This window comes from Thermanaeromonas sp. DSM 22490, from assembly GCF_056378755.1.
In genome coordinates this window covers 1-24462 of the sequence record NZ_JBJHHE010000013.1, presented here as the reverse complement: position 1 = coordinate 24462, position 24462 = coordinate 1, and the positions used below count along the sequence as shown (strand labels likewise).

The following is a 24462-nucleotide window of genomic DNA, read 5'->3' as shown; positions in this document are numbered from 1 at the left end:
TGATTATATTGCTAGCGATCCTAGCGATCTAAGTGTTTAACTATATAACGGGCAAACTCCCGGAAATCCCCGAGCCGGTGGTTTAATACCTCTGCCACTTTGGCCTTATTCACCTTAGCATACTCATGGACGAGGATATTACGGAAACCTGCCATGCCAGAAATATCTCGAGCAAATTTTTCTGGTAATATGTTCATCCTGGCTAGTTCCGCAAATATATCGCTATATTCATCTACTACGATTCCTTCCTCGGCCAGAATGTGGTTACCGATATCCAGCACAATTTGAATACAGAGCTGTAAACCATGTTCTATAATCCAAGCCAAATCTAAGTTGCGCTCCAGTTCTTGAGCAGTTGTACCTTTATACTTTTCTAAATGCTTAAGATATCGGTCTAGATCGTGGAGCTTTTGCTCCACGATGTGCGGGTCAACCACCTTGGCCACCTCCAAAGGTTCCGTTCTCTAGGCGCTGTCGTAGGTATTGGGCCTGTACCTTCAGTATGGGTTGGAAATCAAGAAAATCACGTACGGTTTTTTCATGAAAGCGTATACGAGCTAAAGGTTCGCGGCAGAAGAGCAATTTCCCGTCCTGCAATATATGGAAACGAAGGACCAGAGGTGCTTCGTTGAGGATTATTACATCTACATTCCGCTTTAGTTGTCGCTTTAGTTCTACGATAAGATCGCTTGTGTAACCGTAGGGCCCGGGAGGCGGCATGTGGGTCTCGTCCACATAGATGGCAATATCTATATCGCTTAAATTATTAGCTGTTCCTCGGGCATAAGAGCCGAAAAGAAAAGCGAATATGATCTCTGGCCTAGGGGCCAGAATTTCGCCCAGGCGATTTTCTAAAAGTGAAGTTTTAGTGGGTATGGGAATTCACCTCGCTATTTCATCTTGTAATCTTACCTTAGTAACGATGAGAAAAGAGGCTGTCCTTACTTTTGGCTCTAAATATTGGTTTCGGAATCTGCTTTCTCTGGGAGCTTTATCCGGTCAATTTTCAAATCACTTCTATCTAACTCTGGATCCCGGTGAACAAGAATAGCCTTCTTAAGGGATGCCAGAGCAGCGATAAAAGAATCCGCTATGCTTAAACCGCCCATAGCCTTTATTTTTGCTGCCTCCCACATTACTTCTTCATCAGGCCATACTTCTTTTAAGGGGAGTTCTCTTACCTGGATAACTAGTTTGATAGCTTCTTCTATGCCTTCCCTGGCAGTGACCACATAAGCCACTTCAAAAATGCTCATGAACGAAAGGTATATTTCAATTTCACCTGCTTGGGCCTTGTTTAGAAGCTGTTCGACTATATCAGCCCCAGGTTCATCTTGGTAATAGGCTAGTAAGGCACTAGTATCCAGCACGTATCTCATCTATTCCGCTCCTCAGCCCGCGATTCTAATAACAATTCCAGGTAACCTTTCCCCTTACCAGCGCCCCGGAACTTTTTATGTGGTTCAGGAGGGAGGGGAATTACTTTTATTTCTCCTTCCTGATCAACCCAGGCAAGACTGCTACCTTCTTGTATACCGTAACGCTTTCTAATATGTGCCGGAATAACTGTTTGGTAACGATGAGTCACGGTCGTCTTAATTATTCTTGTGGACAAGGCGGATCACCCCTTATTTAGATATTTTACAAGATAGTTTAGTTAAAAACAAGATTTAACTGAACAGGGCCTCTTATTCAACCATTTTATCCATATAAGTATGTCATCCAAATACAAAGCCCAGCAAGAATATTATCCGGGCCTTTATCGCCGGGCCTTTACATATTTGATTTGGGCACCCTTTGATGTCCACCTATCTAAGGGCATAACCACCGTAGGCTGTATGCTTTCAGACGCAAACGAGCTCCGGCTTAAGAAAATTTAAATCTGACCTCATAAACCCCTTTATTTCCTCTTTACATTTTGCTACTTTATAAGTAAGTAAGCACTTACTTTATACTTTGGGCTAGTCAAATTTGGGGGTTGACCAGTTTGGGTTGCGTCAGTAAAAAACTTCAGAAAAGATGTAGGGGGGTAAGGGATGGGGAAACAGGAGGTTTTGTCTAAGGCTAAAAAGATAGTTGTACCTTTAATCATAGCCCTAGCCATCGGGGCTATCGTGATAGCAACGAGAGGCAGCCATTCTAGCACGGTGAGCGTAGAAAACGGCCGCCTGGTACTTCATGCTTCTGGGATCATCGAAGCGACGGAGATAGGAGTGGCCCCAGAAATTTTAGGCAGGCTCCAAAGAATACTTGTCAAGGAAGGAGAGCAGGTAGCGGCTGGGAGCGTAGTGGCTGTGCTGGAGGACAGCATACTTAAAGAGCAGGTCGCCCAGGCTAAAGCAGCGGTAGCGGAGGCAGAGGCCCGTTTGGCCCAGGCTAAGGCCAATCTGGAGATGGAACGGGCCAGGGTGGAAGGGAACATAAAGACTGCTCTGGCTAATTTACAAAAGCTAGAAAATGGGGCACGACCGCAAGAGATCAATGAGGCCGAAAAGATTGTAGCGCAGGCCCGAGCTAAGTTTAACAATGCTGAAGATCAGTTCCACCGGATGGAAGCGCTATATAAAGAGGGAGTTATTTCCGAACAGCAGTTCCAGGAAGCCAAAACCAATTATGAAGTGGCCCAAGCCCAACTGGACGCGGCGGAAGAGAGGCTGTCGTTGTTGCTTGCTGGAGCGCGGGAAGAAGATATACTTGCCGCCAGGGCCAATTATGAGACAGCCCTGGCGGGCCGGTATCAAGTAGAGCTACGAGCTAAAGAAGTGGAGGCCGCAACTTCTGCCCTGGAAAGAGCCAGGTCTAATCTGAAAATGGCCCAGGAGCAGCTAGATAAAACTGTAATACGTTCCGGTGTAAACGGCATAGTACTGAGGACCAATTTTAGTGTAGGAGAAGTGGTTAGCCCAGGTGTACCTGTTGTTACCTTGATCGATCCGGAGGACATGTGGCTGGTCATTTATGTACCGGAACCGGCCATCGGGTATGTGAAGATCGGCCAAGAGGCCTTGGTTACTGTGGATTCCTTCCCTGGTAAGACTTTTAAGGGCCGGGTAAGTGAGATTGCTAGCCAGGCCGAGTTTACTCCCAAAAATGTCCAGACTAAAGAAGAGAGGGTAGACCTGGTCTTCAGGGTAAAGATATCCCTGCCCAATGAAGATGGTGGGCTAAAGCCGGGTATGCCGGCCGACGCCGTGGTTTACTTGGACAGCCAGGAGGTAAAATGAGGGTCTATGGAGGGCAGCTTTAGCGGGCCGGTTATAATGACGGAAGGGCTGTGCAAACGGTTTGATCAGGTCCAGGCCGTAGACCATTTAAACCTAGAAGTAAGGAAGGGAGAGATCTTCGGCCTGGTGGGTCCCGATGGAGCCGGGAAGACTACTACCATAAGGATGCTCGTGGCTATACTTTGGCCGGATGGAGGGAAAATTTCTGTTTTAGGGCGGGAGATCCCGGCGGAAGCAGAAACTATTAAGTCCCATATAGGATATATGCCCCAGCGTTTTAGCCTTTACGGGGATTTGACAGTGGAGGAAAACTTAGATTTTTATGCAGAAGTATATGAGGTACCTCGCCGCTTGCGAGAGCAGCGCAAAAGGGAACTTCTTACCTGGGCGGGCCTTAAGCCCCATAGCTATAAGCTGGCCGACCAGCTTTCAGGAGGGATGAAACAGAAGCTGGCTCTGGCCTGCAATTTGATCCATGAGCCTGCGGTTCTTTTCCTGGATGAGCCCAGCACTGGTGTAGACCCTGTGGCCCGAAGGGATTTCTGGCGCATTCTTTTTAGGCTGCGGGAACAGGGTTCCACTATTTTGGTGAGCACGCCTTACATGGATGAGGCTGAACGCTGCGATCGTATCGCTTTTATGTATAACGGCCGCATTTTAGCCTGTGCCACACCCCAGGCTATTAAAAATCTTTTCCAGGGCCATCTCTTGCTTCTGCGCACAGAGACTCTCGATATGCTCCACGTAGCCAAAGAACGGCTTAAGAGGGAGCCCTGGTTGGACGATGTCCTAATCTACGGCAACTTCCTCCACCTTACTGCTAAGGATAAGGAGCGGGCCAGCAAGTTGGTGCCGGAAATATTGAAGCGGGAAGGGGTGAGGGTGGTCGAACTTAGACCTATTGTCCCTTCCCTGGAAGATGCTTTCGCTTTCTTGGTGAAGCATGGGGGAAGGGTTGGGGGGATGGAGAGCGGTGGCTGACAATAAGTGGGCTATAGTTGTGGAGGGCCTGACCAAGCGTTTTGGAAACTTTACCGCGGTAGATAATGTTTCCTTTAAGGTGCGCCGGGGCGAGATCTTCGGATTTCTCGGCCCTAACGGTTCAGGGAAATCCACCACCATCCGCATGCTCTGCGGCCTCTTGGTTCCTACCAGCGGCCGGGCTACTGTCTTAGGATACGATATTGTGCGGGATTCGGAAGCTATTCGCCTTAAAATCGGATATATGTCGCAAAAGTTCAGCCTCTATGAAGACCTGACGGTAGGAGAAAACCTGGAATTTTACGCCGGGGTTTATCAACTAGCGCCTGAGCGCTTCAGGCAACGTAAAGGGGAAATTTTGCATCTTATTGGTTTGACTGATAAAGAGCGCACCCTTACCGGGAATCTTTCGACCGGCTGGAAACAGAAACTGGCCTTAGGGTGTGCTTTGCTCCACGAACCGGAGCTTGTACTTTTAGATGAACCTACTAGCGGAGTGGACCCTGTGGCCCGCCGGAATTTCTGGGACCTTATTTATGACCTCTCTCACGCCGGGGTGACCGTTTTGGTTACCACCCATTATATGGATGAAGCGGAGCATTGCCATACTATAGGTTTTATCTATAATGGAAAACTTGTAGCCTTTGGCACGCCTGAGTATCTTAAAAAGACCCAAATGCCAGGGCAAATCTTGGAAATACAATGTTCGCCCCTTATGCCTGCCTTGGAGGCTTTGGCTGATGTTCCAGGAGTGCTAGAGGCGGCTATGTATGGAGCAGGGCTCCATGTAGTAGTGGAGGACCTATTCCGGGATGCCGGGCATGTGCGCCAGGTCTTAGAAAGAGCGGGAGTGCAAGTGAACTCCATCATTCCTGTGGACCCCAGCCTGGAGGATGTTTTTGTTTCGCTCGTGGAAGGTGGTTCCCGCCAAGAGCCCGGTAGCTTATAGCCCGGGGGTAAATCTTACTCTACTGGAGAAGGGGTTGGAAAGGGTGAATTTTAAACGTATATGGGCCATTGTAAGAAAGGAATTTATTCACATAAGGAGGGACCCCCGGACTATTGCCTTAATCCTCCTTATGCCGGTAATGCAGATGTTTATTTTCGGTTATGCCGTCTCTACTAATGTGGAGCATATAAAGGCGGTAGTTTGGGACCAGGCCCGCGATCAGAAAAGCCGGGAATTAGTTCAGGCCTTGGTGCAATCCCATTATTTCGATGTTGTGGCCTATGTGGAAAGTCATGATGCTATACGGGAGTGGGTGGATAGGGGAAAGGCCCGGGTGGGCTTTGTTATCCCGGCGGATTTTTCCCGCCGGATGGACCGGGGAGAGACGGCTCCGGTGCAGGTGCTGGTGGACGGCTCGGACCCTATGACGGCCAGCACTGTGGTATCTGCGGCCGGGGCTGTTGCCCAGGCCAAGTCCTCAGAATGGATGGGCTTTGTTTTGCGCCGGCGAGGTATAGAAAGCAGCAGGGCTCCCCTGGCCCGGATAGATATTAGGCCCTGGGTCTGGTATAACCCGGAGATGAAAAGTGTAAATTTCAATATTCCCGGGCTTATCGGTGTGATACTGCAAAATATCACTATGATGCTTACGGCCTTCGCCATTGTAAGGGAACGGGAAAAAGGTACTTTGGAGCAGCTTATAGTAACGCCCATCAAGCCCCTAGAGCTTATGTGGGGGAAGGTTATCCCCTATATTGTTATTGGTTTTGCTGATCTACTTTTGGCTATGGCTGTAGGCACCTTGTTGTTCGGTGTACCCGTGCACGGGAGTTTCCTTCTCCTTTTGGCCCTTTCCTTTGTGTTCTTAATCGGTGCTTTGGGTATCGGCCTTCTTATTTCCACTGTTTCCCGTACCCAGCTTCAGGCTATGCAGCTTACTATGTTTTTGGTTTTGCCCAACATACTGTTGTCCGGTTTTATGTTCCCTCAGGACGCCATGCCCAGGGTAATGCAAAAGATAGGAGAAATCATTCCTTTGACCTATTTTATACAAATTTTGCGAGCCATAATTTTAAAGGGTGTGGGGTTGTCTTATCTCTGGTTCCAGGTAATTTATCTTCTTGTATTTGGGGTGGTCATCATTATCATAAGTGCCCTGAAATTCCGCAAAAACCTGGAGTAAACTCGACCTATTATTTGTCTTAAGGAGGCGGCTGCCGATGACTGCAAAAGCCAGCACTGCCGTGAGGCAGGAGCAGATAGTTGCTGCCATTTTAAGAATAGTAGACAGTAGAGGGCTAAATAACCTTACTACCGCCGCCCTGGCCCAGGAAGTGGGTCTGACAGAGGGCGCGCTTTTTAAGCATTTTGCCAGCAAAGAAGAGATGTTAAGGGCGGCAGTAGAAAAAGTGGGCTATACTTTAGTAAAGAAAGCTGCGGAGATAGCCAGAAGTGCTTTGCCTCCGGAGGAAAAAATAAGAGCGCTTTTAAACTTTCATTTGGGTTTGGTGGAAACAAATCCTGGTATGTCCAGGATCATTTTTTCGGATGAGCTATATATTAGCTACCCTGGTTTAAAAGAGACTATAAAAGAAATGATAAGCGAGTATATTTTACACATTAGGACTATCTTTAAACAGGGTATGGCCCAAGGGGTATTCCAGTCCCATTTTTCCCCTGAGTGTTTGGCTGATATTTTTGGAGGGCTTATTCAAGGGGCTATTATTCGCTGGCGATTGTACGATAGGAAGCTCTCTCTCCCAGAGCAAGCTAGCCATATTTACCGGGCTATAATGCTCCTGGCGGGTTATCGAGGAGATAATTCTTGAAAACGGGAACCCTGTCAGGACGGTGCTGGAGCTATGAAATTAGAGGCAAACGCTGTCTAGAAACAATCTTAACGGTCCGACTACCAAAATCTTATAATAGGACGTGAGGTGAATGATATGCGGCAAAAAATAGGTACAGCCCTAAGCCCCCGGCTTCTTTACAAGGCTAAACTCGTAGCTAAAAGTAAAAAGAAGCCTGTCAATGCTATAATTGAAGAAGCATTGGAACAATACCTTTATAAGAATAAAAAGATTGGAGAGGAAGCTTCTGCGGTTCGGAGCACGAGAGGTAGTATACCCGCTCAGGCTGAAGTAGTGAGAAAGATCCTCGAAGAGGAAGACTTTGTTGAGGTTTGAAGAATTACCAGATGGAGGGAGATTGAGCCGCTTCAACTTAGATATGCGCTCATACTGCTTAGCAGTAATACCACTACGCCCAGGCCTATATTAAGATATAATATGCCCATCTTTAATTTCTCTCTATCCCTGTCTGGCTGACCTCTTCTTACCAAGACCAGGCTTCGGGTTAATCCCAGTGCCATCATGGCCAGCACCAGTATATGCTTGATGGTCAGATTAATAGAGTAAGTATTGCCGAAGCTGAACAGTCCTTGGAAGTGGGGATTGTTTCTGGCCAGCGGTAACCCGGTTATAATAAGGGTCACCATGCTGATGTAGACCAGGGTGCTTAGACGCTTTTGAAAATTCTCCATAAGTTTCCGGAGGTGAGGGCCTGGTCCCAGCGCTTGGCGGGCAGCAGGCAAAAGAACGATTCCCAGGGTAAACATGCCTCCCAGCCAGACAACGGTGGCCAGATCATGCAACCATCTCATTACGATTAACATTTTCACAGGAAACATGGGACCTCCTTCCCTAAATTTTGCCCGTACCCTCTTTGCCCTTTTTCTAATGAATGGCGGTTAGAAGAATTTGTCTTTATTTTAAAGGAGTTGCTAGTATGAGTCTGTGATTTTTCTCACAAGTTTCTTTAATTCTTTCTCGCTAATTCATTATGTCCCTAGCGCTCTAAGTGTTTAACTATATACCGGGCAAACTCGCGAAAATCTCCCAGCCGGTGGTTTAACACTTCTGCTACTTTGGCCTTACTCACTCTAGCATACTCATGAACGAGTATATTGCGGAAACCTGCCATGCCGGAAATGTCTCTAGCAAATTTTTCTGGCAATATGTTTATCTTGGCCAGTTCGGTAAATATATCGCTGTATTCGTCCACTACGATTCCTTCCTCGGCCAGGATATGGTTACCGATATCTAGCACAATTTGAATACATAGCTGTAGACCATGCTCTATAATCCAAGCCAAATCTAAGTTGCGCTCCAGTTCTTGAGCAGTTGTGCCTTTATACTTTTCTAGATGCTTAAGATAGCGGTCTAGATCGTGGAGTTTTTGTTCCACAATATGCGGGTCAACCACCGGAACCACCTCCAAAGGTTCCGTCCTCTAGGCGTTGGCGTAAGTAACGGGCTTGCACCTTCAGTATAAGTTGGAAATCAAGAAAATCACGCACAGTCTTTTCATGAAAGCGTATACGAGCTAAAGGATCGCGGCAGAAGAGCAATTTTCCGTCCTGCAGTATATGGAAACGAAGGATTAAAGGTGCCTCGTTGAGGATTATTACATCTACATTCCGCTTTAGCTGTCGCCTTAGTTCTACTGTAAGATCGCTTGTGTAACCGTACGGCCCGGGAGGCGGCATGTGGGTCTCGTCTACATAGAGAGCGATATCCACATCGCTTAAGTAATTGGCCGTTCCCCGGGCATAGGAGCCAAAAAGGAAAGCGAAAACAATCTCTGGCCTAGGGGCCAGAACTTCGCGCAAGCGATTTTCTAAAGCAGCTACGTATCTCATCTATTCCGCTCCTCAGCCCGCGATTCTAAGTAAGTAAGAATTCCAGGTAACCTTTCCCCTTACCAGCGCCCCGGACCCTTTTATGTGGTTCAGGAGGGAGGGGAATTACCTTTATTTCTCCTTCCTGTTCAACCCAGGCAAGCGGGCTACCTTCTTCTATACCGTAGCGCTTTCTAATATGTGCCGGAATAACTGTTTGGTAGCGATGGGTCACGGTTGTTTTAATCATCCCTCATTAGAAATGTTTCCAGGCGACGGCATTTTCCTTAGCTTGACTTTTTCTCCCTCTTTAATACCTCTTAACACTTGGGGATCGCCTACCACCTTGCCCACTACAGTAACCGGGCTGTAGGGCCGGATTTCCCCTGGCGCGGAGACGGGAGTGGGGCCGAAGAATAAGCACAGGGCATGTCCCGGAGGCCAGTAGGCTACGTCGCCTTCCTGGACCAGTTCTTGCGGTTTCTCCTGCTCGGTATGTACCGGTATACTGAAGTAGATCTCGTCGCCCCAGGTGTTCACCCGGGCCTCGAAGGGCAGGGCTTCCCAGATCTTTTGGGCGGTGGAAGTCTCGTTTAACTCTATTTCCACTTGCACGTTGCTGGCTTCGAGCCGGACTCGCATAAGATTCTCCCTCCAGCTTGTAAAAGTTTACAAAAAGATTATACCACGGGATTAGTCGGCGTAGACCAAGTCTATAAAAAAATTGGGGCAGGGAGTACCTGCCTCTTTATACAAAGGGGGAGAAGTTCTTGCCTTTGTATCCATAACAGTGCGGCCGCCTTTATTCGATATTAATAGTCTTGCCGCGCCGCACCTGGCCTTCCTTCTTTGGCAGCCGGACCGTTAAGAGACCATTCTTATAATTGGCGGTGATTTTGTCCTCATCTACGCCTTCCAGGTAAAAACTCCGCTGGAGCCTACCGCTTCTCCGTTCTCTGCGGATGAAGTTTTCCCGGGATTCATCGATGAAGGTGTCCTGCTTGACCGAGATGGTGAGGGTACCGTTGTCGTAAGTTATGTTGATATTCTCTTTCTCCATCCCGGGCAGTTCTGCTTCGACAATGTACTCGGTATCGGTTTCCCTTACGTCAGCTCTGAAGGCCCGGCCGAAGACCGGCAGCAAGAACCAATCCTCATGGAAGAAACGATCGATGAAATTCTCGACGTCCGAAATTAGAGGGCGTAGCTCCCTATCCCTGCGGAAGAAAGGCACCAGACCAAACATATTTCCACCTCCATTAAAATTTAATTTCCTAACTTTCAGTTTTAATGTTATATGATTAGTCAAAGAAAATCAAAGTCAAATATAGTCAATAGTTGGCTGCATAAGGCCGCCTCTGCCCAAAATCTCGCAATAATACTAGAAAATCTAGGCCAATTTCCATTTCTTTTGGGGGTTCTTGTTGCCAGAAAAACCCTGCCTTGATAAAATAAGAGCGACTGTTTTAAATAAGGTGCAGAGATTGTGGTTTGGTGAAAGGCAGATGGGGTTGGGCAAAAAGCGGGGCTTTATCCTGGGGCTAGGACTGGCAATTGTCTTAAGTGTAGGTGGGGTATTGGCCTATCCAGTGGGCCGGATGGCCTGGGAGCTTCCTCGGGCGGAGGGAGCTGACGTTGTAGTATATGGTGGAGGTCTGGCCGCGTGTGCGGCGGCCTGGAAGGCGGCGGCTACGGCCCCTGAGAGCAAAGTCGTCATTATTATTCCTTATCTTGCGCAACGCTACGGCGGCCTGGCTACTGTAGGAGGACAAAATTTCTGGGACGTGCGCTATTGGTACCGCGACGGCCGGCTGCCCCAAGGGGGGAGCTTTGCCCACTGGTTTGCCCGGACAGGTAATTTTTACGGCACGGAGGAGTTGGCACGACTAATAGCTGACGACTTGGGAAGGTTGCCCAACTTGACTACCTATTGGAGCATGGATGTTACTAACGTGTATGCCGACCGGAAAAGCGGGCGCTTAAAAATGCTGGCCTTACGCTCGCTGGAGCGCGGTGTAAACGGTTATATTAATTGGGGTGCGGAGAAAAAGATAATACAGGCCCAACAATTTGTTGATGCCTCAGAAGACGGGCGGCTGAGCATTTTAACCGGCAGCGGGGTAACGGTAGGCCGTGCCGACTGGCCCTCAAAGTTTTTGCCCTCTGCCTGGGATGGTTCAAAATCGATGTCGCTTGCCGGGCAAGGAGAAAAAAACGCGGCTGAGGGCGGGTACCGCCTTCCCGGACTTTATAGCAGGTTCAAGGGGGGCTGGTATTCCTTGCAGCAAGGCTTAAATAAGGCGGCATTAGAGTTGATGGGCCTTCAGGAAGTAGTGGCGTCTCCACGTCTAGAGGATAAAATCTTATTTCTTGAGCAGCAGGCTGCAACGCTAATGTTTAAAGTAAAAGGAGTAAGGCCCGGAATTTACCGTGATATGATTTTTCTCCGCAGCGAACAAGGTGTATGGGGAGCCTATGGCGGCCGCCTAGCTTATAGTAAAAATCCGGTCATCAGGCGATTTAACGAAACTTACGGTCCCCGGGGCTTTGCCCTCAAACCCCTTAATGCAGCCCAGGACGGTAAGGATAGCCCTGAATGGTGGGTAAACGCCCTGTTGATTTTCAACGTGGACGGCCGGGCCCATTTTCGGGATAGGGGTACAGCGCGGTACCCGGCTGATAAAATTCCCGGGTCCTTAGAGACAGATGAGGCCTGGGTAGCTGCACGCCAGATGCTTTTACACCCTGATTTTCTGGAAGCGTTAAGGCAATTCGAGGGATTTGAAAAGGCAGAGTTGGTAACGGACCGGAGCGGTGCCCCGGTAACCGGGGATATCCTTTACCTCAGGGAAACAGTGCACCAGGTGCGGGAAGTGCGTTTGGCCGGGCCCGGAACAGAGGATAGTAATTATGCAGTCACCACGCGTGAAGCTTATTTGGCAGGCCAGGGACCTGCTGATGGTGCCGATGCTGAAAATTATGTAAACCGCATAGGCCTAGGCTTTTACTGGTTGGACATAAACGCCTACCGATTCGAGGATTTGAAGGGGCAGGGTGGAGATTTTCGCTGGCCGGTCACCCCCTACTTGCGGCCCGATTATGCCCGGAGTTCTCCGGGATACGGCGCCCTGCCGGGAAACCCTGTATATCTTCCCTTCGAGATTCTTTTAAGCCCGCGCTTTACTAATTTGCTGGTGCCCGGTGTGGCTGGCGGTGTTTCTTCCCTGGCCTGGGCTGAATTGAGGGTATTGCCCAATCAGGCGGTGCTGGGCGATGCTGCCGGTGTAGCTGCAGCGTACGCCGTAAGAACAGGCAGGGATCCCGCCAGTTGGACTACTTCCGAGGTGGCGGCAGTGCGGGAGATCCTGGTACAGAAATATAACGCACGAGTTGATAAATAAGCAATATTCCTTGCTTGACATCCTTCTAATCAGGTGTTACTTTGGCATTACCAGGATAAGGTGCTAGCTGAAATATTTATCCAGGGAGGAATATACTATGGAACAGTCCGGGAGGTTTCGCAATATAGCTTTTTCTCAGCCCCTTAATATAGCGGAGCTGGTGGATTACCAGGAAGGTACGATAGTGAGCAGAACTCTGGCCCAGGGTAAAAACTTGAGCATAACTCTTTTTGCTTTTGCCCGAGGGGAGGAAATCAGTGCCCATTCTTCACCGGGTGATGCTCTGGTACAAGTTTTGGAGGGAGAAGCAGAGATAACCATCGGAGACCAAAAGATGGACGTTAAAGCGGGCCAGGTGGTAGTGATGCCGGCGGGGATCCCTCATGCCCTTAATGCCAAAAAGCCTTTTAAAATGCTCCTCATAGTGGTATTTAATCCGGGTTAAATCACCGGTAGAAAGGGAGGAAAAGGCCCCCTTTTGCCGAATAACTTTAAGCATAACAGGCAAGGGGGCTTTTTTAATGGCTAAAATTAGATATCAGCTCAAGAGTTATGGGCTTCTCTTGGCATTCTTAACTGTATTTTATTTTTTTATTTTAGGTAGGGCGGCAGCTCAAGAGGGCGATTGGCCTCCCGCCGATTGGACGCTCCTGAATGAGGTGCGTTACATAATAGAATCCAACTATGCCGGAGAGATAGACCCTTATTTACTGGAACAAGGGGCCATCCAGGGCATGATCCAGGCCCTCGGCGATCCCTATAGTGAATATTTAAGCCCCGAGCAAGTAAAGATGTACCAAAAACTTTTGGAAGAAGAATATTCAGGTGTTGGTATGGTGCTGGCAGAAGAGAACAATATTTTTACCATTCAAGAGGTTATACCTTCTTCTCCAGCGGCCAGGCAGGGGATCAAACCTGGTGGGGTCCTGTTAAAAGTAGATGGGAAATCCGTGGAGGGGCTTTCCCTGGGGGAGGTAGTGACGTTGTTGCGCGGGGAAATAGGTACTCAGGTGACAGTGGAAATAGGCTGGCCCTGGGAACCGGTATCTCGCACCTTTACTTTAACTCGGGAACTGATCCGCCAGCAAGTAGTAAAAGCTCAGCTTTTGGAGGGGAGAATCGGTTACCTGGCGTTAAAATCCTTTACTTCCAGAGCTCCTACAGAGGTAGCGGAGGGACTTGAGAAATTGATAGATGGAGGGGCCCGGGGTATTATCCTGGACCTGCGCGGCAATTCCGGCGGGTATCTCCAGGCGGCGGTGAAAGTGGCTTCCTCTTTCCTGCTAAAAGGGGCACCGGTAGCGCAGGTAGTGGACAAAAAAGGGCGGGTGGAAATTTTGCGCTCCGAGGGGCCGGGGCTGGATTTGCCGGTGGTAGCCTTGGTAGACAAGAACACCGCCAGTGCGGCGGAACTGTTGGCCGGTGCCCTCCAGGATGCGGGAGTGGCCTTGCTCATTGGTACTCGTACCTTCGGTAAGGGCAGCATCCAGAGCATTATACCTTTAAGTGACGGTGGAGCCCTCAAGCTCACCACAGACTATTACCTTACTCCGGCAGGCCGGAAGATTCAGGGCCAGGGGCTTAAGCCCGATTGGGAGGTAAGCGATCCGGAGGAGCAGCTGCGTACTGCCGTTCATTTACTCAAAAACCAGCTGCCTTCTGCCGCTTGAAACGGTGAAACAAGAGCAACGTTTCATAAATAAAACGGAGGGGCTACCTATGGCTGAGATTGCCTTTATTGCTCCTTATGAAGATTTAGCCCATGTTGCCCGTCAGGTGAGCCAGGAGCTGAGGATGGAGCTGGAGATCTACGTGGCACGCATGGAAGAAGGGGTTAGGGTGGCCCATGAAGCAGCTCAAAGGGGCTGCCAGGTACTGGTAAGCCGGGGTGTGACCGCCTGGTTGATCCAGCAGTCGGGCTTAAGTTTACCGGTGGTCGATGTCCCTATTGGGGGCTATGATATCTTGCGGGCTTATTATCAGGCCAAGCAATTTGGCGGCCCTATCGGCATAGTGGATATTCCTGATGTAATCCAGGGATTGGAAAGCCTGGAGAATATCTTGGGAGAAACCTTTATTAAATACAGCCTTAAAGATCAGGATGAGGATATCCGTCGTGGGATTCAGGCAGTCAAGGAAGCCGGAGCAGAGGTGGTGATCGGTAAGATCGCCATGGCCCGGGAGGCTCGGAACTTCGGCCTGAATAGTGTGATTATTACTTCGGGAAAAGAAGCGGTCTATCAGGCCCTAAAAGAAGCCCAGCGGGTCCTGGTTGTTCGACACCAGGAAAAGCGACGGTCAGAACAGTTAAAGGCTATCTTGGATTTCGCTTACGACGGTATTATTGCCCTGGACGAGGAAGGGCGCATAACTGTATTTAACCCTGTAGCGGAAAAACTTTCGGGATGGCGGGCGGAGGAGGCCATTGGCCGCCATGTAACGGAGGTTATACCGGCAGCCAAGTGCCATCTCTTGCTGGAAAGTGGCAAACCTGAGTTGGGAGAAATACTGGAGATTGGCAATACCAGGGTAGTAGCTAACCGGGTGCCCATCGTGGTCGACGGCCGGACGGTAGGGGTGGTCACTACCTTCCAGAATATTACCAGCCTGCAAAACCTGGAACATAAAGTGCGCCGAATGCTGGCGGGCCGGGGCCATGTAGCCAAATATACCTTTGAGGATATTTTAGGCGAGAGCCCGGCTTTGTTGGAAGCTATCCGATTGGCGAGGGAGTATGCCGTTACTCAGTCCACTGTGCTTATCCATGGGGAAACAGGCACCGGCAAAGAAATGTTTGCCCATGCCCTGCATTTAGCCAGTCCGCGATGCCGTGGACCCTTTGTGGCGGTCAATTGTGCAGCTCTGCCGGAGAACCTTCTGGAGAGCGAACTTTTTGGTTATGTGGAAGGAGCCTTCACTGGTGCCCGCAAGGGTGGAAAGCCCGGCCTTTTTGAATTGGCCCATAAAGGAACCATCTTTCTCGATGAAATTGGCGAAATGTCACCGCGCCTGCAAGCCCGGGTCCTTCGGGTGCTAGAGGAAGGGGAGATCATGCGCCTGGGCGATGACCGGGTTATTCCAGTAGATGTGCGGGTGATTGCCGCTACCCACCGGGATTTGAAAACTATGGTGAGGGAACAGACCTTCCGGGAAGACCTTTACTACCGCATTAATGTCCTCAATTTGACGATCCCCCCTTTGCGCGAGCGGGGGGCGGACGTTATTTTGCTCGCAAAACATTTCCTGCAGGAATTTTGCCGCGGCCTGAAGCGGCCGGCAGCTGTTCTTTCCCCCGAGGCCTGCCAGGAGCTTTTGCTTTACCCCTGGCCGGGTAACGTCCGGGAGCTGCGCAATATAATGGAACGCCTGGCTTTGCGCTGTTATGGCGGTAGCATTGGAGGGAAGGAGGTACGCCTGGCTCTGGAACTGGAAACTTCAGGGGAGGAAGGGAAAAAAGAGGAGGAGGCTAAGGAAAAGTGCGCTGCGAGGCCAGGTCAGTTCCTTTTATCCTCCCAGGTTAACAGGCTGGAGCGCAGCGTCATTGAAAAGACACTGCTGGAGACGGGGGGCAACAAGGCGGAGGCTGCCAGGCGTTTAGGAATAAGCCGCACTACTCTATGGCGCAAGCTCAGAAAGGCCTAAGGTCTTTACCATGTAACACCTGCCCCTGCTGAAACGTTACTATGCAACCTGCACTGTTCCACAGATGCAACACAAGCTGGTATTAAGGGTACCAGCTCGAGGGTTAGAGAAGTAGTTTTTGTAAGTGCCAGAAGTTTTAGGGAGCTAATCCCGAGATTCTGGCATGTTTTTTGCAATATTATATTAGCAGATCGCGTAACGTGGCGGTGGGACAGTAGACTCCCCATGGAGTAAATTTTTGATATGCCATATTAAAGAAGCAATTTACATAATTTAAATGCTTAACTGCATTACTGAAAGAGGTGACAATTTTTATTATGAAGGCGTTACCCCTTGTTCCCTCTGCTGGACCAGGTACCATGGCTGCCAATCCAGGGGTAGCTAGCTGGCGGGAAAGGCGGCCTGTCTGGAATAAAGAGCGCTGTAATCTTTGCCAGGATTGCCTTTTATATTGCCCCGAAGGAGCCCTGAGTTTGGAGGACGAACACCTGCAAATCAATTTGGGGTTTTGTAAAGGATGCGGTATTTGTGCCCATGAGTGCCGTTTAAGGGCCCTGGATATGGTACCGGAATATACGGGGCAACCGGGTCTTTTGGCGTAGAGAAAGGAGACGAAAATAATGCGGGAACTTGTTAATGGTAATGAAGCTACCGCACTGGCCGCCAGGCTGGCGCGGGTAGAAGTCCTGGCTTCTTATCCCATCACCCCTGCTGCTCCAGCTATGGAGAGAATAACTAGTTTTATAGCCGAAGGCAGCCTTAAAGCAAAATTTATCCGTGTGGAATCCGATCACAGCGCTTTGGCTGCTGCCGCAGGTGCCGCCTTGGCCGGAGCCAGGACCTTGGTAGTTACCAATTCCCAGGGGCTCGCTTATATGAGCGAGGTGCTATATCATGTTTCGGGCCTGAGACTCCCGGTAGTAATGGCGGTAGTGAATCGAGCCCTGGCAGCTCCCCACTCGCGTTTCCCTGATCACGGCGATGTCATAGCCCAGGAAGCGTGCGGGTGGATCCAGCTGTTCTGCGAAAATAACCAGGAGGTGTTAGATACTCTGATCCAGGCCTACCGGCTGGCCGAGGACGATCGCGTGCGGTTACCGGTCATGGTTAATTATGAAAGCTATATACAGTCCCATACCCGCGAGGTAGTGGAAATTCCGGGCGAGGAAATGATAGATGGCTTTCTGCCTGTAAATAGGAAAGCTGCTCTGGATATAGATAATCCAAGGGCGATCAACGTGGTAACAGGGCCCGATTTATATATGGACTATAAGTACCGGCAAGATTTAGCCCTTAAAGAGGCGGGAAAGGTCCTGGCTGAGGTGAGCAGTGAATATGGACGGGTTACTGGAAGGGACTGGGGAGGTTCCGTAAAGGGTTACTGGTTAGCAGAGGCCGAACATGTCCTGGTAACTATGGGATCGCTGGCCAGCACTTGCCGGGAAGCAGTGGACCATTTGCGGGAGGAAGGTAAACGCGCCGGGTTGCTAAAGATACGGGCTTTCCGCCCTTTTCCAGTCGAGGAAGTACGGAAGAGTTTAAGAGGAGTTAAGACAGTCATTGTACTGGATAAGAACATTGTATATGGATCGGGTGGGGCGCTGGCGCGGGAGGTACGGGCCGCCCTGTGCGGGGAGCCTGATATCCCTGAGGTGTATAGCTACATCGCAGGCCTGGGGGGCCGGGATGTGACCTCGAAGGATGTCCTGGAGATTTTTGGGCTTACCGAAGAAAAATGGCGAGCTGGTGAAAAGCCTTCGGCCTACGAATGGTACGGGTTAGAATAACCGAGCAAGAGAGGTGGCCAAAGTGGAGTTATTTACGGGAGGGCATGCAGGCTGCCGCGGTTGTGGTGCAGCTATAGCTATGAGACAGGCGATGCAGGCTTTAGGCCCCCGGACTATTATAGTTATACCGGCCTCCTGCATGGCTACCATAGGTGGATCGGGGCTCAAAACGGCCTGGAATATACCTTTTTACCATTCCCTTTTCGCATGTGCACCGGCTGTAGCTTCGGGTGTGCGAGCTGCGCTGGATATCCAGGGTATAGAAGAAGTTAATGTTGTATCCTGGGCTGGGGATGCGGGGACGGCGGATATTGGCTTCCAGTCCTTAAGCGGGGCTGCTGAGCGTAAGGAAGATATTATTCACGTATGTTACGATAATGAAACCTATATGAACACGGGCGGACAGGCGGGAGGTACTACCCCTTTTAGTGCCTGGACCCCAGATACTCCGGGAGGAAAACCCACAAGGCCGAAAGATATGCTGGCCATAATGGCTGCCCACAGGCCGGAATACCTGGCCACGGCCTCCATAGCTTTCCCTCAGGATTTTATAGAGAAACTTAAACGCGCCCGAGAAATTAAGGGTTTCCGTTACCTGCATGTACTGGCCCCCTGCCACCGGGGCTGGGGGATAAAGGAAGAGGAAACGGTAGAAATGGCGCGGCTGGCCGTAGAGTGCGGCCTGTGGGTGCTTTATGAAGAGTGGCAAGGCCGGCGGCATTTAACAGTGGTGCCTGAAAAACGTGTACCGGTGAGGGAGTACATCTTGCGCCAGCAGAGGTTCCGCGAGTGCCAAGAGGAAGATATAGAGGCTTTGCAGGCAGAAGTGGACGAACGGTGGCAAAGCATGGTAACCGAGGCCGGTGGGGATAGAGAAGCCGGTGGGGAGGAGTAAGGATGGTAGAATTGCGTTTTCACGGGCGTTACGGGCAACCGGTTTCGCGCTGGGCTATGGTGGTGGCTGAGAAAGCGCTGAAGGAAGGGCGCTATGTTCAGGTGTTTGAAAATTTTGGGGCCTTTCGCCCCGGTGCTCCTATGCACACCACGGTAAGGCTTAGCGATACCTTTATATATACCAGGTCCTCCAACAATACCAGTCCAGATATAGTGGTAGTACTGGACAATAGCCTCTTCGGGGTAAGCGATGTGACCCGGGGGTTAAAACAAGGCGGGGTAGTGGTGGCAGCCGGACCGCAGCCAGAGGAGCCGGCGGCGTTAAAAGAATTCCGGTTTATTTCTGTTCAAGTGCCGCCTGGTGCGGGCCAGAAAGAACGTCAAACCGCGCTGCTGGAAGCCCTGGCGGATTTAGGGGTAATAAAAAAGAATTAGCGAGGTCTTAGATTCTATGCATTTTGTACATGGTATTTTAGCCCGGGCAGCGGGCCGGGAACAAGTGGAAATAGGTGAAGTTATCGAAGTACCTATAGATCTGGCTTTAGGACATGACGGTAGCGCTGATAAATTCCTGGCCGCCTGGCCCCTAGGGGCGAGAGTGGCCATCCCTGCCAAGACCGTATTTACTTTGGACCACCTCCTGCCGGCTCCTACGGTAGAAGCCCGGGAGTTACACCGCCGGCTCTTAAGCTTTGGCCGGGAGCAACAGGTCCACCTATTTGCCCATGGCGAAGGAGTGCTTCACCAGGTAGTAGCCGAGCGCTTTACTCCCCGGCGGGGCTGGATCATAGCCGGCGCTGATGGGCATGTGGCTACTGCAGGGGCCTTTGGCGCGCTGGCTTTCTCGCTAAAGCCTGAAGAACTGGTAAAGGTGCTGCTCACCGGGAAGCTACAGGTATCAGTGCCGGGAGTCTATACTGTGGAGATTAAAGGCAGTTTGCCCCCTGGAGGAACAGCCCGGGATCTGGCTTTAGAAGTGATGCGGCGCCTGGACTGGGAAAATATCCGCGGCAAGGCACTAGTCTTCCAGGGCGAAGGAGTATGGAAGCTCAGTACTTCCGGACAGATGGCCTTATGTAACCTTATTGGCGAAACAGGGGCTGTGACGGGTTTGATTATACCTCCAGAAGAAATAACACCTGGCATTAAACCTGACCTGGAACTGGTGGCGGAAGAAATAGAACCTCTGGTGGCCTGCCCGACCTCTCCTTCTAACGTGCGACCCCTTAAAGAACTCTATGGGTTGCCCATAACCCAGGCGGTAGTAGGGGGATGTTCTAGCGGACGGCTGGAAGATATGAGGGAATTGGCTTGTGGCCTTGGTGGGAATAAAGTCTATAAAGACGTCACTTTGCTGGTGGTACCAGCCTCAGCGGATGTTTTAACCCAGATGGAAAAAGAAGGGCTGGCCTGCGCTTTACGCGCACAGGGAGCCCTGATACTTCCGCCGGGCTGTGGACCGTGCCCGGGTAAACACCTTGGTCTTTTGGCAGCAGGCGATCGTGTAGTGGCAGCAACGGTAAGGAATGTTCCCGGACGTATGGGATCCGCGGAGGGGGAGATTTACCTGGCTTCTCCTCGAGCCGTAGGCGCTGCTGCCGCTGCCGGTGCTATTGCTCCTGTGCCAGTGGGAAAATGAGCTGGAGGGGAGGAAAATGTTATCTCCAGAGGTCGTTGCGCGTTTTAAAGAAATTGTGGGTAGAGAACGTTGTTTTGAGGGAGAGGTGGATAGACTTTGTTATGCTTATGATTCCTCTTTGGAATCGCAGGTTAACCGATGGATTCCTGATCTGGTAGTCCAGCCGCAAGATAGAGAGCAGATAGTGGCTATTATGAAGCTAGCTAACGAGTACAGGATACCGGTAGTTCCTAGAGGAGCAGGTACAGGACAGTGTTGCGGAGCCGTAGCCCATTGCGGTGGGATAGTCCTGGATATGTCTTTTATGAACAAAATTTTGCGCTACGATTTAGAAAATCTTCAAGTTGTGGTAGAACCGGGTATTGTTCACGCGGAATTAAACCAAGCTCTGGCCAGCTTCGGCTTTTTCTTTCCGCCTGATCCTGGAAGTACCAAGATGTGCACTCTGGGAGGTATGATTGCTTTTAATTCCAGCGGAATGCGCGCCGTTAAGTATGGCACCACCAAAAATTACGTTTTGGGCCTGGAGGTAGTGTTGCCAACAGGGGAAGTTATTGTAACCGGCGGTCAAAGGTCACGGGCGCTCAAATCTGTGGCCGGTTATGATTTGACTTCTTTATTTGTAGGTTCGGAGGGAACCTTGGGAATAATAACTGCTGTCCGCCTGAAAGTGTTACCTCTCCCCGAAAAAAGGGGCTTGGTGGTAGCCTTTTTCGACAACTTGGAGGCTTCGGGAGAAGCTGTTATACAAGTTTTTAAATCTCGCTTATTCCCGTCGGCTGTTGAGATTTTAGATCGGAGCGCGATTAAAGCAGCTATAAAGTATAAGCCAGAATTGGTTCTGCCGGATGTAGAGGCTATGCTCCTGTTTGAGGTCGATGGAACACCTCCAGGTGTAGCCTATGAAGCTCAGAGCATTGCCAGAGTTTGCGAGAATTTTGCGTCCAGAGTAGAATGGACGGATGATCCCGCAAGGTTAAACCAGCTTTGGACAGCCAGGAGCGTAGTTGGAGCTGCCGCCGGACAGCTTAAAGAGGGAGCTACCCGGGTTTATATAGGGGAGGATATATGTGTACCTATTTATAGAGTCCCGGAAGCCCTGAGGCGCATCCAGCAGATAGGCGAGAAATACGGCATAACTATAGTGACTTACGGCCATATCGGTGATGGGAATTTGCATGCGGCTCCGATAATAAATACGTATGATCCCTCTGAAGTGGAAAGAGTGCGAAAGGTAGGGGATGAGATACACCGCCTGGCCCTGGAACTGGAGGGCACTACTACGGGCGAACATGGAGTGGGGTTAACGCGGGCGGCTTATATGGAAGAAGAGCTGGGGCTTTCGCTCGAGTTGATGCGCCGACTTAAAAAGGCCATAGATCCTTTAAACATCCTGAACCCGGGTAAAATGGCCCTGGACTAAAGAGGGGATAGCTGATGGACCTGCACGAGATTAGGACAGCAATGATGCGATGTGTACGGTGTGGCCAGTGCCGTTCCGTTTGTCCAGTCTTTCTAGTAAAAAGGGTAGAAAGCGATTCCACCCGGGGGAGGGTAACTCTCATCAGAGCCCTACTGGAAGGGGAAATATCGCTTAGCGAGGACTTGGCAAGTAAGGTCTGGCAATGCCTTTTGTGCCATAGCTGCTCGCAGGAATGTCCCAGTGGCGTGCAGGTAGAAAAAATTATTTTAACTGGGCGTGCGAAGATTGCCGAACTTGGCGGGTTACCCTTTAGCAAGAAAGTCATAATTCAATGGTTACTCCCCAATCTTAAATCATTAAGCAAATTTATGGCGTTAGGTAGATTCCTGCAGAGGCTTTGCGGAAAAGAGGTACCCGGAGGCTATTGGCTACCGTTATTTTCCTTACCTCTGATCTCTTCCAGAGTCTTACCCAAACTAAATAACCAATCTCTGTTCCAAATGGTGCATTCGGAAGCATCTTTTGTTCCTAAACCTAAGGGCAGGGTTGTTTTTTATACCGGGTGTATGCTAGCTTACGGCTACCCCTGGACGGGAAAAGCCGTGGTCGAAGTGTTAAATTACAATGGCTTTGAGGTGATTGTTCCGCCGGACCACGTTTGTTGTGGTTTGCCAGCCCTTGCTTCCGGCCAGGAAGAAATTTTTACTCATTTGCGAGAGGCCAATCTTCGCGTTCTAAAAAGGGTGAAAGCCGATGCTATTGTAACTGCTTGCCCTAGCTGTGGTTCGACTTTAAAGGAATATTATAGCAGCGAATTACAAGTAAAGATTTTCGACCTCTCGGAATTCCTGGTGGCCATTGACTTTAAGTCGCCGGAAGGAGAGTTGAAGGGTATAGTAACTTATCACGATCCCTGCCATTTGCGCAAAGCTCAAAAAGTGGTATTGCCCCCGAGGAAAATACTTCGCTCTATTCCGGGTATTAAATTTAAAGAGGTAACCGATCCCAGCCGCTGCTGCGGTTTTGGGGGTACCTTTGGTCTGTCTTATCCCAGCCTTTCCCGGGAGATAGGAAGTGTCAAGGTTGGGTTACTGTTAGATACGGGAGCGGAGATCATTGTTACCTCCTGCCCGGGTTGTATGCTGCAGTTGGCTGACGGCCTTTACCGACAGAAGAGCTCTGTAAAGGTCCAGCATTTGGCCGAATTGCTGGCGGAATCTTACGGCCTTCAGAAGCTCCCTATGGCGAAGGGGGTGGTACCGCCTCGGTAAGGTGTGATTTTCGGAGGTTTTGGACGGATAGCACGCTAAAATATTCTGAATTTAAGGAGGGAATTGCGAACAAATGTTTTCTGTACCTGTAATTTCTCTGTTAGCGTTGTTGTTTGCTATTATTATTAGCTGCGTTACTACTCTGAATATAGGTGCCCTGTCCCTGGGATTATCCTTTTTAGTAGGTCATTACGTGGGAGGAGTGAAGATAGCAGATATTATAAAGGGTTATCCCACTAATATATTCATAATGCTGGCGGGCACCACCTATTTGTTTGCCCTAGCTCAAGTTAACGGTACCTTAGAGAAAATAGTTAAATATACTATTAAAGGCGTAAGAGGTAATGCGGCTATTCTTCCCATTATTTTCTTTTTCCTAGCTTTTATATTATCTTCCATGGGTCCCGGCCAAATAACTATTGCTGCTTTGATGGCCCCTATGGCCATGTTGCTCGCGGAAGAGGTGGGAATAAGCCCTTTGCTCATGGCCATAGTGGTAGGTAATGGTGGCCAGGCAGGGGCCATGTCGCCTATTGCTCCGGCAGGGGTTATAGCTGCAGGGCTAACCCAAAAGATGGGTCTCACCAATATAGGCGGGATTTTGTGGCTAAACCAGTTGCTGGGCCATTTTATAGTGTCTATACTGGCTTACGTTATTTACGGCGGGTTGAAGCTGTGGAAAGTGAAGGATACAGGTCAACGGCAGACCTTAGCCGGTATTCAGATTGAACCCTTTACCCGCAACCAGTGGATAACCCTTATAGCCATTATAGTGTTTGTAATAGGCGCCCTTTTCTTTAAGATGGACGTGGGCCTAGGGGGCTTCCTGATTGGTACTATCTTGGCCCTCTTTAAAGTGGCTGATGAAGGCAAAGCTATAAAGCAGATGCCCTGGGGCACCATTCTATTTGTGACCGGCGTTACTGTACTCATTAATCTTATGAGCAACATAGGTGGCATGGATCTTTTTGCTAGCATCATAGCCAGGTTCTCCACGCCCTTCACTTTGACTCTGGTGACCGGCTTCCTGGCCGCGCTGATCTCCGCCTATGCCAGCACTATAGGAGTCATTTTACCGGCCTTTATTCCTATGGCTCCAACGTTATTGCAGAAGGTCGGGGCACCACCTACAGACCTTATACCTTTACTTTCCACTATTGTGGTGTGCGGTTTCCTCACCGATCTGAGCCCACTTTCCACTACTGGCGCCATTTTCTATGCCAATGCCGGGGAGAAAACCGACAAGCAGAAGCTCTTCCGCGATATGCTTATCTGGGGCTTATCCATGTCAGTGGTCGGTGCTGTAGTAAGCTGGCTGGCCTTCACAGTTTTAAGATTGCCGTAAAGGGGGATAAGACTATAAGCCTGCTTTCCCAGCAGGCTTATTTTTTTGTGCGCCCGGCATGGGCGTTAGCTATAGGGTGAAAGTCCCGAGCGACGAAGGTAGCAGTAGTCGCTAGCTTAAGGCAAGGGTGCCCGCTGTGAGGCGGGATCCGAAGGAAGCCGGCGGCAAACCTCCGGCCCGACGAACAGGAACCGCATAGGAGGCTAGCAGCAGTTGGATGAGCTTGC

Annotated in this window: 28 protein-coding genes; 18 read left to right on the top strand and 10 right to left on the bottom strand. The window is 50.1% G+C overall.

All coding sequences use genetic code 11. The features are described from left to right. Positions 1 to 20: 20 nt before the first annotated feature. The 4 genes from hepT (AC1BI1_RS09545) to AC1BI1_RS09530 form a co-directional block, all read right to left on the bottom strand. Positions 21 to 437 carry a type VII toxin-antitoxin system HepT family RNase toxin gene (gene hepT, locus AC1BI1_RS09545; RefSeq protein WP_476717058.1) on the bottom strand — a complete coding sequence of 139 codons (417 nt, stop codon included), beginning with the start codon at positions 435 to 437 and terminating at the stop codon, positions 21 to 23. Next, positions 430 to 834, bottom strand: a complete 405-nt coding sequence (mntA, locus tag AC1BI1_RS09540; RefSeq protein ID WP_476717119.1) for a type VII toxin-antitoxin system MntA family adenylyltransferase antitoxin — start codon at positions 832 to 834, stop codon at positions 430 to 432. Before mntA (AC1BI1_RS09540) ends, hepT (AC1BI1_RS09545) begins: the two co-directional genes overlap by 8 nt. A 119-nt stretch (positions 835 to 953) precedes the next feature. Further along, positions 954 to 1379: a PIN domain-containing protein gene (locus AC1BI1_RS09535; RefSeq protein WP_476717057.1), complete on the bottom strand. Its 426-nt coding sequence runs from the start codon at positions 1377 to 1379 to the stop codon at positions 954 to 956. Next, on the bottom strand, positions 1376 to 1615 hold the full coding sequence (locus tag AC1BI1_RS09530) for an AbrB/MazE/SpoVT family DNA-binding domain-containing protein (protein ID WP_476717056.1): 240 nt from the start codon (positions 1613 to 1615) through the stop codon (positions 1376 to 1378). The genes AC1BI1_RS09535 and AC1BI1_RS09530 overlap by 4 nt, the downstream gene beginning before the upstream one ends. A gap of 421 nt (positions 1616 to 2036) precedes the next feature. Here AC1BI1_RS09530 and AC1BI1_RS09525 point away from each other — a divergent pair, with 421 nt between their 5' ends. The 6 genes from AC1BI1_RS09525 (at position 2037) to AC1BI1_RS09500 (ending at position 7340) form a co-directional block, all read left to right on the top strand. Beyond that, on the top strand, positions 2037 to 3224 hold the full coding sequence (locus tag AC1BI1_RS09525; RefSeq protein WP_476717055.1) for an HlyD family secretion protein: 1188 nt from the start codon (positions 2037 to 2039) through the stop codon (positions 3222 to 3224). A gap of 6 nt (positions 3225 to 3230) precedes the next feature. Continuing rightward, positions 3231 to 4205, top strand: a complete 975-nt coding sequence (locus AC1BI1_RS09520; RefSeq protein ID WP_476717054.1) for an ABC transporter ATP-binding protein — start codon at positions 3231 to 3233, stop codon at positions 4203 to 4205. After that, a complete protein-coding gene (locus AC1BI1_RS09515; protein ID WP_476717053.1) occupies positions 4198 to 5154 on the top strand; it encodes an ABC transporter ATP-binding protein in 957 nt (318 codons plus the stop codon). Before AC1BI1_RS09520 ends, AC1BI1_RS09515 begins: the two co-directional genes overlap by 8 nt. After that, a complete protein-coding gene (locus tag AC1BI1_RS09510) occupies positions 5105 to 6337 on the top strand; it encodes an ABC transporter permease (protein ID WP_476717052.1) in 1233 nt (410 codons plus the stop codon). The genes AC1BI1_RS09515 and AC1BI1_RS09510 overlap by 50 nt, the downstream gene beginning before the upstream one ends. A gap of 37 nt (positions 6338 to 6374) precedes the next feature. After that, complete coding sequence (locus tag AC1BI1_RS09505) at positions 6375 to 6983, top strand: TetR/AcrR family transcriptional regulator (RefSeq protein ID WP_476717051.1); 609 nt, start codon at positions 6375 to 6377, stop codon at positions 6981 to 6983. Between the two features lie 117 nt (positions 6984 to 7100). Next, a complete protein-coding gene (locus tag AC1BI1_RS09500; RefSeq protein ID WP_476717050.1) occupies positions 7101 to 7340 on the top strand; it encodes a hypothetical protein in 240 nt (79 codons plus the stop codon). A 32-nt stretch (positions 7341 to 7372) separates the two neighbouring features. Here AC1BI1_RS09500 and AC1BI1_RS09495 read toward each other — a convergent pair whose 3' ends face one another. The 6 genes from AC1BI1_RS09495 to AC1BI1_RS09470 form a co-directional block, all read right to left on the bottom strand. After that, positions 7373 to 7828 carry a CopD family protein gene (locus AC1BI1_RS09495; protein ID WP_476717118.1) on the bottom strand — a complete coding sequence of 152 codons (456 nt, stop codon included), beginning with the start codon at positions 7826 to 7828 and terminating at the stop codon, positions 7373 to 7375. A 173-nt stretch (positions 7829 to 8001) separates the two neighbouring features. Next, entirely contained in the window at positions 8002 to 8418 is a 417-nt protein-coding gene (hepT, locus tag AC1BI1_RS09490; RefSeq protein WP_476717049.1) for a type VII toxin-antitoxin system HepT family RNase toxin, read from the bottom strand. After that, positions 8411 to 8854 (bottom strand): type VII toxin-antitoxin system MntA family adenylyltransferase antitoxin, encoded by a 444-nt coding sequence (gene mntA / locus AC1BI1_RS09485; protein WP_476717048.1) that lies wholly within the window; start codon positions 8852 to 8854, stop codon positions 8411 to 8413. The genes hepT (AC1BI1_RS09490) and mntA (AC1BI1_RS09485) overlap by 8 nt, the downstream gene beginning before the upstream one ends. A 25-nt stretch (positions 8855 to 8879) precedes the next feature. Beyond that, complete coding sequence (locus AC1BI1_RS09480) at positions 8880 to 9083, bottom strand: AbrB/MazE/SpoVT family DNA-binding domain-containing protein (RefSeq protein WP_476717047.1); 204 nt, start codon at positions 9081 to 9083, stop codon at positions 8880 to 8882. Then, positions 9080 to 9475 carry a cyclophilin-like fold protein gene (locus AC1BI1_RS09475; protein WP_476717046.1) on the bottom strand — a complete coding sequence of 132 codons (396 nt, stop codon included), beginning with the start codon at positions 9473 to 9475 and terminating at the stop codon, positions 9080 to 9082. The genes AC1BI1_RS09480 and AC1BI1_RS09475 overlap by 4 nt, the downstream gene beginning before the upstream one ends. Before the next feature lie 160 nt (positions 9476 to 9635). After that, on the bottom strand, positions 9636 to 10079 hold the full coding sequence (locus AC1BI1_RS09470; RefSeq protein WP_476717045.1) for an Hsp20/alpha crystallin family protein: 444 nt from the start codon (positions 10077 to 10079) through the stop codon (positions 9636 to 9638). 178 nt (positions 10080 to 10257) lie between these two features. Between AC1BI1_RS09470 and AC1BI1_RS09465 the strand changes: the two genes are divergently transcribed. From AC1BI1_RS09465 to AC1BI1_RS09410, 12 genes are all read left to right on the top strand, one after another. After that, the gene (locus tag AC1BI1_RS09465) at positions 10258 to 12234 is read left to right on the top strand and encodes an FAD-dependent oxidoreductase (RefSeq protein WP_476717044.1); all 1977 of its coding nucleotides are present in this window, start codon (positions 10258 to 10260) and stop codon (positions 12232 to 12234) included. 97 nt (positions 12235 to 12331) lie between these two features. After that, positions 12332 to 12679, top strand: coding sequence for a cupin domain-containing protein (locus tag AC1BI1_RS09460; RefSeq protein ID WP_476717043.1), 348 nt, complete (start codon positions 12332 to 12334; stop codon positions 12677 to 12679). A 76-nt stretch (positions 12680 to 12755) separates the two neighbouring features. Then, positions 12756 to 13904, top strand: a complete 1149-nt coding sequence (locus AC1BI1_RS09455; protein ID WP_476717042.1) for a S41 family peptidase — start codon at positions 12756 to 12758, stop codon at positions 13902 to 13904. 49 nt (positions 13905 to 13953) lie between these two features. Beyond that, positions 13954 to 15876: a sigma 54-interacting transcriptional regulator gene (locus AC1BI1_RS09450; protein WP_476717041.1), complete on the top strand. Its 1923-nt coding sequence runs from the start codon at positions 13954 to 13956 to the stop codon at positions 15874 to 15876. Positions 15877 to 16193: 317 nt separating this feature from the next. Next, a complete protein-coding gene (locus AC1BI1_RS09445; RefSeq protein WP_476717040.1) occupies positions 16194 to 16478 on the top strand; it encodes a 4Fe-4S binding protein in 285 nt (94 codons plus the stop codon). A gap of 18 nt (positions 16479 to 16496) precedes the next feature. Beyond that, the gene (locus AC1BI1_RS09440; protein ID WP_476717039.1) at positions 16497 to 17663 is read left to right on the top strand and encodes a transketolase C-terminal domain-containing protein; all 1167 of its coding nucleotides are present in this window, start codon (positions 16497 to 16499) and stop codon (positions 17661 to 17663) included. 22 nt (positions 17664 to 17685) lie between these two features. Next, positions 17686 to 18558 carry a thiamine pyrophosphate-dependent enzyme gene (locus AC1BI1_RS09435; protein WP_476717038.1) on the top strand — a complete coding sequence of 291 codons (873 nt, stop codon included), beginning with the start codon at positions 17686 to 17688 and terminating at the stop codon, positions 18556 to 18558. 2 nt (positions 18559 to 18560) lie between these two features. After that, positions 18561 to 18992 (top strand): 2-oxoacid:acceptor oxidoreductase family protein, encoded by a 432-nt coding sequence (locus AC1BI1_RS09430; protein WP_476717037.1) that lies wholly within the window; start codon positions 18561 to 18563, stop codon positions 18990 to 18992. 16 nt (positions 18993 to 19008) lie between these two features. Further along, on the top strand, positions 19009 to 20196 hold the full coding sequence (locus AC1BI1_RS09425; RefSeq protein WP_476717036.1) for an aconitase family protein: 1188 nt from the start codon (positions 19009 to 19011) through the stop codon (positions 20194 to 20196). A gap of 16 nt (positions 20197 to 20212) precedes the next feature. Further along, positions 20213 to 21619 carry an FAD-binding oxidoreductase gene (locus tag AC1BI1_RS09420; RefSeq protein ID WP_476717035.1) on the top strand — a complete coding sequence of 469 codons (1407 nt, stop codon included), beginning with the start codon at positions 20213 to 20215 and terminating at the stop codon, positions 21617 to 21619. A 14-nt stretch (positions 21620 to 21633) separates the two neighbouring features. After that, positions 21634 to 22890: a (Fe-S)-binding protein gene (locus AC1BI1_RS09415; RefSeq protein WP_476717034.1), complete on the top strand. Its 1257-nt coding sequence runs from the start codon at positions 21634 to 21636 to the stop codon at positions 22888 to 22890. A 73-nt stretch (positions 22891 to 22963) separates the two neighbouring features. Further along, on the top strand, positions 22964 to 24235 hold the full coding sequence (locus AC1BI1_RS09410) for an SLC13 family permease (protein WP_476717033.1): 1272 nt from the start codon (positions 22964 to 22966) through the stop codon (positions 24233 to 24235). Positions 24236 to 24462 lie beyond the last annotated feature (227 nt).